Annotated in this window: 4 protein-coding genes and 4 pseudogenes; 4 read left to right on the forward strand and 4 right to left on the reverse strand. The window is 57.2% G+C overall.

The genetic code is table 11. From position 1 onward, the window contains the following. Positions 1-703: 703 nt before the first annotated feature. The 3 genes and pseudogenes from FXV83_RS32835 to FXV83_RS45220 form a co-directional block, all read right to left on the reverse strand. Entirely contained in the window at positions 704-1,894 is a 1,191-nt protein-coding gene (locus FXV83_RS32835; RefSeq protein ID WP_148743714.1) for a pyridoxal phosphate-dependent aminotransferase, read from the reverse strand. A 679-nt stretch (positions 1,895-2,573) separates the two neighbouring features. Beyond that, on the reverse strand, positions 2,574-3,677 hold the full coding sequence (locus FXV83_RS32840) for an Ldh family oxidoreductase (RefSeq protein ID WP_148743715.1): 1,104 nt from the start codon (positions 3,675-3,677) through the stop codon (positions 2,574-2,576). An 818-nt stretch (positions 3,678-4,495) separates the two neighbouring features. Then, positions 4,496-4,901, reverse strand: a pseudogene (locus FXV83_RS45220) (aldehyde dehydrogenase family protein); the annotation flags it as partial. A gap of 983 nt (positions 4,902-5,884) precedes the next feature. Between FXV83_RS45220 and FXV83_RS32850 the strand changes: the two are divergent. After that, the gene (locus tag FXV83_RS32850; protein ID WP_148743716.1) at positions 5,885-8,329 is read left to right on the forward strand and encodes a CaiB/BaiF CoA transferase family protein; all 2,445 of its coding nucleotides are present in this window, start codon (positions 5,885-5,887) and stop codon (positions 8,327-8,329) included. A 431-nt stretch (positions 8,330-8,760) separates the two neighbouring features. Here FXV83_RS32850 and FXV83_RS32855 read toward each other — a convergent pair. Further along, positions 8,761-8,907, reverse strand: a pseudogene (locus tag FXV83_RS32855) (IS256 family transposase); the annotation flags it as partial. Between the two features lie 30 nt (positions 8,908-8,937). Here FXV83_RS32855 and FXV83_RS32860 point away from each other — a divergent pair. From FXV83_RS32860 to ectB, 3 genes and pseudogenes are all read left to right on the forward strand, one after another. Further along, a pseudogene (locus FXV83_RS32860) lies at positions 8,938-9,184 on the forward strand (transposase); the annotation flags it as partial. Between the two features lie 226 nt (positions 9,185-9,410). Beyond that, a pseudogene (locus tag FXV83_RS32865) lies at positions 9,411-9,617 on the forward strand (IS256 family transposase); the annotation flags it as partial. A gap of 347 nt (positions 9,618-9,964) precedes the next feature. Continuing rightward, positions 9,965-11,227: a diaminobutyrate--2-oxoglutarate transaminase gene (ectB, locus tag FXV83_RS32870; RefSeq protein WP_148743717.1), complete on the forward strand. Its 1,263-nt coding sequence runs from the start codon at positions 9,965-9,967 to the stop codon at positions 11,225-11,227. Positions 11,228-11,679: the final 452 nt, after the last annotated feature.

An 11,679-nucleotide genomic window follows, 5' to 3' on the forward strand; every position in this document is an offset into this window, starting at 1 on the left:
GCGCGTTCGGAGCCGCTGTCCGGCATCTCAGGATGGTTGTCTCTTCTCGATTCGCTGCTACCGAGACTCACGCAGGTCTGGCGCATACATTAATCCACCAGTCTCGGAGCGCCGTAGCCGCGTCCGTCCTAGATCCACCAGTTACTCGGCCAAACGACGAGTACATTCAGCGACATGGATCAGGTCTCCCGCCGCTGCTATCTGGCCGCTTTTACCCAAGAGGATACGAAACGGCGCTGCGGTCATGTGGTTGGGGCGCGTCCTTGAACTCATAATCTCCAAAAGCACTATGCCAATGCAATCGTCTAGCCGGAGCAGCCATTGGAGATGGAATGTGCGTGATCTTCACGCAACCGGGGAGCGCGCCGCCAGCGATGTCGGCCCGCATCCACCCGCGGTTCGAGCCTCGGCTCAGCCAGGAGCGCAGATGCGTCTTATCCACGAACGCGACGCCAACCGCTCACGTCGAAATCTAAAACATCGACTCGCGCTTTGCGACCTAGTAGATCGAAGCACCCAAGGAGACGGAACGCAGGTTTGAACGGTGCGGCTTCGCGAGCCGCGATGATCGGATGCAAGGTCGTCATCCTTGCTATTCATTACCTATCCGAGAAGAAAAACTTAGACGCGCATTGTGCCAGTTGATGAGATAATCCTATTTTGGTGAAAGCCGAAAATCGACTCCAGCCAGAACGCCTTTCTATCAGGAGACGGCCCGATGCCGGGCAGCTCGCTCCGCGTAACGGGAGAGTCGAAGGGCAGCCTCGTCGATCACCGCGTCGGCGGCGCCGAGGCTAATGCGCAAATAGCCGGTTGCGCTCTCACCAAAAGCGTCCGCGGGCAGGATCGCCACACCCTCCTCGAGAAGGAGGCCCTTGGCGAAATCATAGGCCGAAAGACCGGTGGCGCGAGCATCCAACATCACGAACATGCCACCTTCCGGCCGCTGACAAGTCAGGACCGAAACCGTGTCCATCCAGTCACAAAGCCGGTCGCGCCGGCGGCGATAGGCGGCTTTCAGCTCGGGGACGCCGCGCGGAAGCTGCTCAAGCGTTGTCACCGCCGCGTCCTGCAGAAACGTAGGAGTGCCGTACGTGGAACAGATGGCTATTTGACCGGCATGATCCGCCAATTGCTGCGGGCCGATCATCCAGCCGATACGCCATCCGGGCATCGCATGGGATTTGGAAAGGCTGCCGATGCAAATAGTGCGCTCCGCCATGCCCGAAAGGACTGAAGGTGAGACATGTCGCCCCTCATAAACGAGCTCGTCATAAACCTCGTCCGAAACCAACCAGAGATCGTGCTTGTGGCAGAGCGTCGCTATGGTCGACAGTTCTTCTCTCGTATAAACCGCTCCGGTTGGATTATTAGGCGTTGCCAGAAAGATCGCGCAAGTTCGGGGACCGATAGAGGCTTCTATCTCGTCGATGAGCGGATGGAAGCCGTTTTTCGCCGGCGACCGGATGCTGACGATCTCGCCGCCGGCAGCGGCAATTGTGCCGGGATACGTTGGATACATGGGCTCTGGAACCAACACTTGGTCGCCCGGCTCCACAATGCAGAGGGCGGCAGTGAAGAGCGCGTTCTGCGCGCCGATCGTGACAATCACCTGGTCGGCATCGATCGCCCGGCCAGTCTTACGGGCATGAAGCCGCGAAATTGCCTCGCGGATCGGAGTGCTCCCTGCACTGGGGCTATATTGGGTTCGTCCGGCTGCCAGACTGTCATGCACAGCGTCGATAGCCACTTTGGGACTGGGAAAATCGGTGTTGCCGACCGTCAGTAAGATGATCTGTTCGCCGCGGATACGCTTCTCTGCGGCCATGAAATGTATGTCCCATGCCTTCGACGTCTTACCGACCATTTGGTGGATTCTGGAAGCGTAACGCATGATAGCATTCCTCGCATGGACGTTTGCAAAAGGAGCGGCCTGTCAGGTCGCAGTTGGAGATAGCGATTTGGGCAATCTCAATCGTTGAGCTGCTTGGTTGGAACGGGATTCCATGAGGCTCGCAACACGCGGAGGCGCGCTCGGCATGCCAGTTGCTGTGTGCGAGGAAGCAAATCCTGTGCTTTGGTGAGATCATGGGCGACCCGCCCGGCCCGCTACAGACCCATCGACAACCGCGACTTCGCACTTATAAGAAATCCTCACTGCAGTCGAAGGTAGCATCAAAGATACTGCGGGATGCGCTGGTATTCGGTCGCGGTGCGCATGCCGATGCTGAAGGCGCCAAGAGAGAGAGCGCTCCGTTAGCCGTTCCGATCCCGGGATGTAGCCATACCAGGAGGAGATATTCTGGTACCGAGTGCCTTCGGTCACAACGATGATCGATCATCTCTGTGCAGCGCGTGTCGTGTTTGACTGGTAGGCGGAGTTTCCGCCCTATGGATGGGCATCGCTGGCTCGACGTAAGAAGGCCGCAGGGCACTTGAGCTTCGAGGATACGGTCGATCTCCTGATCGTGATCGCCACGTAGTGCGCCCGCGGATGCCGCCATGAGCTCGGCAGGTTCGTGCAGTTCTTCGTCGACAGAAACCCGACGATCGCCATTTCCATTTTATACTGTTCATGCAAGATCAAGTTCACCGATAAGCCCATAGTCTCGCGAAAGTGTGCGCAGTCTGTCCCAAGTTGCGTCCTCGATCTCGATGCCATTTGCTGTGCGCTCCTGTTCGCGCAAATATGCGATCTCGCCGGGGTAGAACACGCCGGATGAGCCCTCCGATGGCGGTGTCGCTTTCAGGTAATAAGCGAAATCGGCGACCTCCTTCTTGAACTCATCAAGTTGGCGGAATGCGGCTACATTGAAGGCTGCCATGAAGCAACTATTGTTGTACCGGCCACTCGGCTCGACGTTGAACCCAGGGCTAGTTAGCAGACTGCATAGTATTTCCACGATCGCGGCGAGGCCGCTGCCTTTGTAACCCTCGGTACCGCCGAGCGGCAGTAGCGTGCCGCCTTTGCGGTATTCGCGCGGATCGGTGGTAGACCTTCCCTCACCATCGACAATCCAGCCCTTGGGGATCTGCTCGCCGCGCGCAACCGCCAGGTCGATCCGACCGACGGCGACCGCCGAGGTCGCCATGTCGAGCAAAAACGGGGCCTTGAGATTGGAAGGCACCGCGATCGCGATCGGGTTGGTGCCAAGCCGCGCCTCGCGTCCGCCGAAGGGCGCGACATATTTAAATGAGCGGCCGCAGCCGGCCGCCGCGAGCCCGATCATGCCTGCGCTTGCCGCCATCAAGGGGTACGCGGCGAGCCGTCCGACATGGCTTTGCCGGAACACTGTGGAGGCAGCGACATTGGCGATCTTTGCCTTTTCGATGGTCTGCGCCATCGCCCTGGCGTTGACATGGAAGCCAAAGCCCCAATGCCCGTCGATGACCGCCGTGGTCGGCGATTCCTTTACGATGGTCCACTCCGCGCCCGGTACGATATCCCCTGCTTTGATCCACTCAATGTAGGTTGGAATGAGGACAACCCCATGGGAATCATGGCCCGCCAGGTTGGCATTGACGCAGCCGGTTGCGACCGCTCGCGCTTCCTCGTCCGAGGCGCCGACGGCTCGCAGAAGCCCCACACAGATGCGGGTGAGTCGATCGGCCTTCACGTTGATAAAGCGGCTCTCCTTGTCCGGCGGGCGAAGCGTTGATTCCCCAACTGCACTCATAAGACCTCCTCAATCTTGATCATCTCCAGAGCACCTAGATCGACACGTTACACCATGCAAATTGCTTGCCGCCCGTATACCTCACGCAGTCAGCTGGATGCGAGCCATGGCGATTTTCCGCAAGATGCGTCGCACAGCGCAACAGGTAAGTATCAGAACGAGCTTGTGTCAGGGAGTGAATGTCGATCGCTTGGCGAGTTGCGAGGCTTTACTTCGATCGGCGGCCGATCTGACATCACGGATTTCTTCGGTGGTTATTCCTTCGCCGCGCTACGGTGCTCGCCGTACTGAGGTGCGCCGCATCCGTACCTTCGGGAAATGGCTGGGCCCGCTTCCGTCGAGTTTACGACTTCCCCGTCTTTAAACAGACAAAGGTGACGTCGAGATATCATGACGGTCCAATTTCGTGCTGAGACTTGAGCATCCTCTTGAGGATCATCAGCGCTCGGGTGGCGTCGCGCCGGATGCGCTCGACACCGAGTATTCGTGATCGCGAGCCATGCTCCCCGATCCCATGGTGCTGGCCCGGCTCTAGATACGTGTACAAACGAGCTACCTTGCGCGCGTCAGGGCGGCCGAAGGACCACTCGATCGGACTCTGCTCAGCCGATCGGGATCAATCCCGCCTGCTTGCAAGTTTCAATTTTATTGGCCGTCCGCCTTGGGCGCTTTCAGCACACGAGCATCGGGTCCATACACCTCAGCTTTCCAACAGTTATATAGCGGTATCATCGCCTGTCGTCCTCGGAGAAGGGTAGCATCGACGGCGATGGTCTGGCGGACATTGCGTTTATAGAGTCTTTGTCGCCGCCCCTAAATCAGACCACATTGAACTCGACGCCGGGTGCGGGTGGTAACATCCGGCCATAATTGACGGTGTTATTTGCGCGACGCATATACTTCCACGCGTCGGACCCCGACCCTCCCGACAGCCGGTCTCTTTATCGCCGCCAAGTGTGCCGCGATCTCCGCATCGAGGGGCCGATGTTGACGTTGGCAATGCCGCAGTCGCCCCCACGCGCAGATGGGTACGTTTCGGCTTCGCGCAGGTCATCGGTGAAGATTGAGGACGAAAAGCCCTCTGGCACTATGTGGTGTGATTCCAGCACACGATCGATGTTGCTGTAGCGCCTCACGTGCAACATGGGCGCGAAGGCCTCCTCCTGGACTTAGATTGATTTGCGCTACCATTTCGACGAGGTTACGACGTCTATAGCACGCATCACCGGCGTGCTCCATCTCGCACGCGTACGACGCATTCTGGCGCGAGTCATTGATCGTGACTATTCACGGAAAGACATCCCGATAAATTGAGGGAGTACGGAACGTGGTGAGAACGCACTCGATTCTTGCCTGGAGCGCAACGAACGCTCGGCATGACCAGTCCATGGCGATCACACTCGATCGCACTCCTTACTTGAATTATTGCTGGCACAAGAGCGGGTCCACTGAGCAGCCTTGTTACTGCAAAGGGTGATCCGACACTATCTGTTGTGGTAGCTGCCCACAGCGAGTCAGCTAGTGTTTTATGGCTTCAAACAAGGGAGACGACCGATGCGACGGTAGCCCATCCGTTTCGTACGGAGTGTCTCCCGACACCGACTTGCAGCGGTAGCTCCTGGTGCGCCGTCAAGCTCAGAGCCACACTTTCTATATGGTGCGGGCGCGAAAGATTGGCTGATGCGGCTGAGTTTCCCGGTATTTGCCTATCGACCGGCAACAAGGTGTGGCGCTTTCGCTCGGTGTCGCACTGATCAGAGAGGCTCGTTGAACGTGTTCTTGATGTCGCCGTATTCGACCTCGTTCGTACTGCAACTCGCGGTTCGCAAAGCTAACCACGCTCAGGACCGCGCTCGATCTGAGGGCGGCGCCGTATCCCCGCTCGTCAAGTCTGATGCATATTTCTTGTACGCGCAGCGTGGCCAACCCGCATCGTCGGCCGCATGCGCCAGAGGACTTAACTTTATGTACGAGAATCGGCCCCGAATCGCTCTGGGCTGCATGAGCGAACAGGAAAAGAGCGGCAGTCGGATAGCCAATGAAAAGTACTCATCGATGCTCCATGTTCGGATCGAGAATCTTCGATGTCGCCAAAACGTAATGAAGGTAGTCGGCGCTAGTTGAGTGCGACACTTTGCGCGTGGCGACGAAATCGCATCGGCGAGTGAACAGCTTCGAAGCATCTATGGAGAAAAATGGAGAGTTCAATGGGAGTGTTATCACACCTGCGGGTTGTCGAAATAGGCAGCTCGGCCGGAACCAGCTATTGCACGCGGCTCTTTGCGGATTTCGGGGCCGATGTTCAGAAAGTCGAACCCCCAGCCGGCGATCCACTTCGCCACAGCGCTCCATTTACGCCGAGTGGCCAGAGCGCCTGGTTCGCATTTCTAAATTTTAACAAGTCGAGCATCATCATCGATCCCAAGGACCCAGATGCAGCTATCCGGCTCAGGACGCTGATCGAGAACTGCGATATTCTAGTCGATGGCCGGTATGTTGATCCTGCCGACTGCCTGTCGATAGATGTAGCTGAGCTTCGCAAGCAGCGGCCCGACCTGATCTATGTCGAAATGAGCTGGTTCGATAGGGACGGCGACTATGCGGGATTCGTCGCCACCGATTCGACCATTCGCGCGCTCGGCGGGCTGATTAAGCTTGTTGGACCGGTCGAGGGGCCGCCATTGCACGCACCGGATTTCCAGATGGGCATTATAGCCGGCCTTTGGGGGTTCATCGCCGCGATGTGTTCGGAACTCACCCGAATAAAGGGTGAGGTAGGGCGGTCGTGGTCTCTCAGTATTTTCGAATCGAGCCTCGCTTTAACCGAGTATCTCATGTGTGAGGCGTTTACGCGCGGTGACGTTATGCACCGGATGGGCACTAACCGCTTCTGGCCGAGTTTTCCGACCGGCATTTACGAAACAAAAAAAGGATACCTCGGCGTTACGTTGCACACGCCAGCTCAGTGGCGATCATTCTGCGATATGCTTTGTCTGCCCGAATTGCCTGATGATCCGTCGCTCTTGCTCGGCGAAGATCGTCTGCATCACATGGACAAAATCGACGCACATTTTGTGCCGAGGTTGAAGACGCAGACAGCGCAGGATTGGTTTGCAGAGGGACTGAAACGGAAAATCCCAATCGTTCCGTTGCCTGAAATACCCGACCTGCTCCAAGACGCAGAGAAGAAGGCGCGCGGCGCGATCGTACCTGTCGCGTTTGCTGGAGAAAATGGCCTGACGGTTGGTTCGGCGCAGCGACTGACTTTGACGCCGCCGCGTCAGGGCGGAAAGGTTCCGTCTCCGGGCGAGCAGCAGCGCCTTACGAATGCGCAAAGGCACCTGCCCCACACCGCTTCGACGTCGCCTGGCCCCACGGATCCCGATAGGCTGCCCTTGCATGGCATTCGCGTGATCGATTTTTCGATGGGGTGGGCGGGCCCATTGTGTACGCGCACGCTCGCTGATCTAGGCGCTGACGTCATCAAGATCGAGGCCATTCAATATCCGGATTGGTTTCGGGGCGTTGATCGCCGACCTGCCTACGTGAACGGCCAGATGTACGAAAAGACGCAGCGCTTCTGCATATTGAACCGTAACAAGCGCGGTATCACACTTGACCTGAAGCGGCCGCAAGGCGCCGCTCTTGCCAAACGGCTTGTTGCGGGAGCCGATGTCGTCGTCGACAATTATTCAGTTGATGTCTTGACGAGGCTCGGGCTTGGCTACGATGTACTCAAACAGCTCAACCGGCGGCTCGTCATGATGTCAATGTCAGCCTTCGGGATGAATAGCGTGCATCGCGATTGCCGAGCCTACGGTTCGACTCTCGAGCAGGGGTCTGGCTTGCCGGCCGTGATCGGAAGCTCGAACGGGCCACCCGCCATGAGCCACACCGCCTTTGGAGATCCTGTCGGCGGCTTGAACGGTTGCGCTGCAGTTCTAGTGGCCTTGCTTCACGCCCGCAACACGGGGCAGGGACAGTTCATTGATCTAGCACAGATCGAATGCATGATGCCGTTCGCAGCCCCATGGATCACCGTCCAATCGGCCGGGGGGACGGCGATAAGATACGGCAATCGACATCCTCAGTTCGTGCCTCACGGCTGCTTCCGATGTAGGGGTAAGGACAGCTGGATCATGATAGCGGTGACCGATACGGACATGTGGCATAGGCTTGCGCTGCTTATTGGACGCCCTGATTGGGCAGAGGACGCGTCGCTGAAATTTGCGGAAGCTCGCCGGGCTATTGAGGAGGTTATCGAGAGAGACATCGCGGCTTGGACTCTCTCCCGCGATGCGGATGAGGCCATGTCCGATTTGCAGGCCGCAAAGGTTGCAGCCGGCGTGGCCCGCCTGCCGATTGACTTGCTCAACGATCCGCATCTCAAGTCACGCGCATTTCTGCAGACATCTGAACGCGCTTTCATAGGCTCGCATCCGCAGCCTTCGATGCCAATCCGCGAGGGTGTGAGACCCTATGCGATCCGCACAGCTGCCCCGACGCTAGGACAGCATAACAGAGAGATCTTATCGGAGCTGCTCGGCCTCTCCGATCCCGAGATCATAGAATTGGTAAATGCAGGCATTATCGGTGAAAAGATGCTCTCGGAAAAGGAGCTCGCACGAGTGAGCAACCTGTCCTCGGACTGACGCGATTGCCTACGATCCATTGAGGCGCATTCGATTTAGCAGATCGGCTGCCCTGGCGAGAGATTCAAAGAGGATTGCAAACAGGCCGTCGAGCGCTCGTCCTTTCCAAATCTTAGCCGGCAATCTCGCAGCGAGGTCATTTCCCTAGCTGCACGCGGAGCGCTAATTCTGGGAAACGCTCTGCGACGCTGCCGCCGAGCGGTCTCTCACCGGAAATGCGGATTTATCAGGCTTGGGCGAGTCCACTGCCCAACTGAGCAACGTAAATGGGAGCGAGTTCGAATCCGCCCTGACGTCTTGACGGGGCTCCGATGGAGCTATGCGGGAAATTGGGTCATGACGGCCTGAGGTAGGCGGCGTATCGAGGCGGCTGTGGAAGCCTGCCAGAACATCTCACGGTGAGCGATACGCCATGAACGAGACTAGCAACACACCAGCGTGCACTCGTCGTGGTCTTCGATGCGGGCCTGCAGGAAGACGTACACGTATCGCCGCGCCGACAGATCGTGCCCCTGCCAGCGCTCGTACTCGCTTTGCCACTCGGCCGTCAGTCGGGATACTACCGCGGGCGACAGACTTTCGCCGGAAGGGCAAGGAGGAACTTGATCGGCGTTCACGTCGGCGTGCGGGAAACCGCGCAGAGCTGGCGCGAACTGCTCGACGTCAAGCAGCGCGGATTGCAGATCGCCCCGGGAATTGCCGTCGGCGATGGCGCACTTGCCTTCTGGAAGGCGCTCGACGAGGTCTTTCCCGGCACGCGGCATCAGCGGTGCTGGGTGCACAAGACCGTCAATATCCTGGACAAGGTCCCGCTCTCGGTGCGGGCCGCCATGAACAAGGATCTGCGCGAGTCCAGACACATGACGGAGTCCGCGGGCGACACGACAACTACGGAGTCGAGCTCTCGGCGCAATCGGGCGAGTCGCAGAGACGGCCAGCTACTAACTCGAGCTCTCGGCTCATCGTGTGTATCGGTCTGCCCGCGCTTCGTGCTCCCAGTGCTTTTGTCCCGTTGGTCGCACCATACTCCGCGATGGAGAACACCGCAGCGGAACGTTGGATGTCCCATACCGCTTATCATCGGATCGAGAGCGGGTTCGCGACCGTGCAACACAGGGCCATGCGCACCAAGGGCTCGTCCTTGCCGACCACCACCATGCTGATGGTGTTCAAGCTGGTGATCGCCGCATCAAGGAGCTGGCGGCGGCTCAAAGGCACAAATCAATTGCCGAAGGTCATCGCAGGTTTCAGAGTCAACGACTACATCGAGGTCATCCATGTGCCGGAACCACAGCGCCTGATCACCTCATCACCGAAAAGTCCGTGTAGCGCGCTCCGATCCCGCCAGCTCAGAACCGCTCGTTGAAACCGGCCCCTTCAGGTCTCGAAAGAGAACGCCTAAATCGAGGCATGCGCAAATTCCAATCGTCCAGGCGACCAGACTTAGTAGTTTTCTGACCTCCGATCTTCAGTTAAGTGTTGCTGCAGTTCTCGAACTTACATGTCGCTTCACACGGACACGCCGCAGCGCATCGCAACGACAGTCATTGATGCCTATGAGAAGCGCGCTCGCTTGACGAACGACTTACTTGCGAAGGATACAGCATGAGCGAAGTGATCGGCGAGTCCACAAGTATGCAAGCTTTCGAAGCTCTAGAATCGAGCGTTCGCCTATACTCACGTTTGTTTCCGACCCTTTTTAGCCAAGCGCGTGGCTCCATTTTGCTAACGCAGAATGGTCGGAAGGTAATTGACTTCCTTTCTGGTGCTGGAGCGCTTAACTACGGCCATAACAATCACCAGCTCAAAGCGGCTATTGCCGAGTATCTAGCATCGGATGCTGTGGTCCACGGGCTCGACATGGCGACTCCTGCAAAGCTCGAATTCATGGAGACTTTCAGCTCTGCTATACTACGCGAACGGGGGCTGAAATACCGGTTCCAATTCGTGGGGCCAACGGGTGCTAATGCCGTCGAAGCAGCGTTAAAACTCGCGCGCAAGGTTACAGGGCGTCAAAATATAATCTCATTCACACGTGGATATCATGGCCTGAGCCTAGGAGCGGTTGCTGCGACCGGTAGCCGCTTTCATCGCACAGCGAGCGGGGTTTCTTTGTCTGGCGTAACCTTTATGCCGTATGATGGTTACTTTGGGCCGGCTATTGATACGGCGGACTACATGCGAAAGGTATTGCTGGATAAGAGCAGCGGTACCGATTCTCCGGCTGCCATTCTCGTCGAAACTGTACAAGGAGAAGGGGGAGTAAACGTCGCTTGCAGAGAATGGTTGCAATCAATTCAGTCCATAGCAAAGGAGGCTGGTGCTCTTTTCATAGTCGACGACATTCAGATGGGTTGTGGCCGCACGGGTGAATTCTTTAGCTTTGAGTTCGCAGGGTTGTCGCCAGATATAGTCGTGCTGTCGAAATCGCTAAGTGGTTATGGTCTGCCACTATCAATGTTGTTGATCAAAGAGGCAGCCGACGCGTGGCAGCCCGGAGAACATACTAGTACCTTTCGAGGAAATAACCTTGCGCTTGTATCTGCAACTGCAGCTATAAATATCTATTGGCGCTGCCGGACGTTCTCCCAAGATGTTCATCGCATGGGAAATTTCCTGCGACACCGACTTGAGGCCATTTCATTCAAACTGGGGAATCGTTTCGATGTTCGAGGGCGGGGCATGGCATGGGGCTTTGATTGCCAAACGGCCGAAATTGCGGAGACTGCGGCACGCAAGGCGTTTGACAAAGGATTGATTGTGGAACGATGCGGCCCCGCCGACCAAGTTTTAAAATTGTTGCCCGCGCTCACGATCGATTCTGAGACACTAAGTCAGGGACTTGAGATATTCGAGAACTCGCTGGCCGAAACGCTGAATGAAGTTTCGGCAGCGTGACCTTACTTCCAGTTTATCTGAACAACAAGAGACGGAAATGCCCAGCGACCACAGACTTTGCCAAAATGGCTCCTGAGGGACGAAAATCAATGGCAAGTCAGCAGGAGGAGCTCAAGGCATTTCAGTGACTCCACAAAGGTCGTAGCGAATTGCTGCACGCATGAGGATGGCGCCGCAGACCTCCGTTTGGGTCCACCCGATTAGCGTGAGATCGGCACTCTGCTGGTGAATAGAGAAATCGATGTCGCCACTGAGTCAAGACAAGCTTCGGGGTTTTCGCCTAGCGCCCTTTAGTCCGCCAATGGTACCAGCAAGCAGTCGATCCTGGTTAGTAACCAGTATGAGATCTCTCAGTGCTAACGTTACGCTACGATATTCTATATCGTAGCGTATGGTGCGATCCATCGGGACAGAGCGCCGGGAGCACGAAGTGAGCTATCGCTGAAAGTTGG

This window comes from Bradyrhizobium hipponense (assembly GCF_008123965.1).
Classification (GTDB): domain Bacteria; phylum Pseudomonadota; class Alphaproteobacteria; order Rhizobiales; family Xanthobacteraceae; genus Bradyrhizobium; species Bradyrhizobium hipponense.

Coding starts and splice junctions, on each gene's coding strand:
- FXV83_RS32835 (WP_148743714.1), bottom strand. CDS start 1,894: ATGCGTTACGCTTCCAGAATCCACCAAATGGTCGGTAAGACGTCGAAG.
- FXV83_RS32840 (WP_148743715.1), bottom strand. CDS start 3,677: ATGAGTGCAGTTGGGGAATCAACGCTTCGCCCGCCGGACAAGGAGAGC.
- FXV83_RS32850 (WP_148743716.1), top strand. CDS start 5,885: ATGGGAGTGTTATCACACCTGCGGGTTGTCGAAATAGGCAGCTCGGCC.
- ectB (WP_148743717.1), top strand. CDS start 9,965: ATGCAAGCTTTCGAAGCTCTAGAATCGAGCGTTCGCCTATACTCACGT.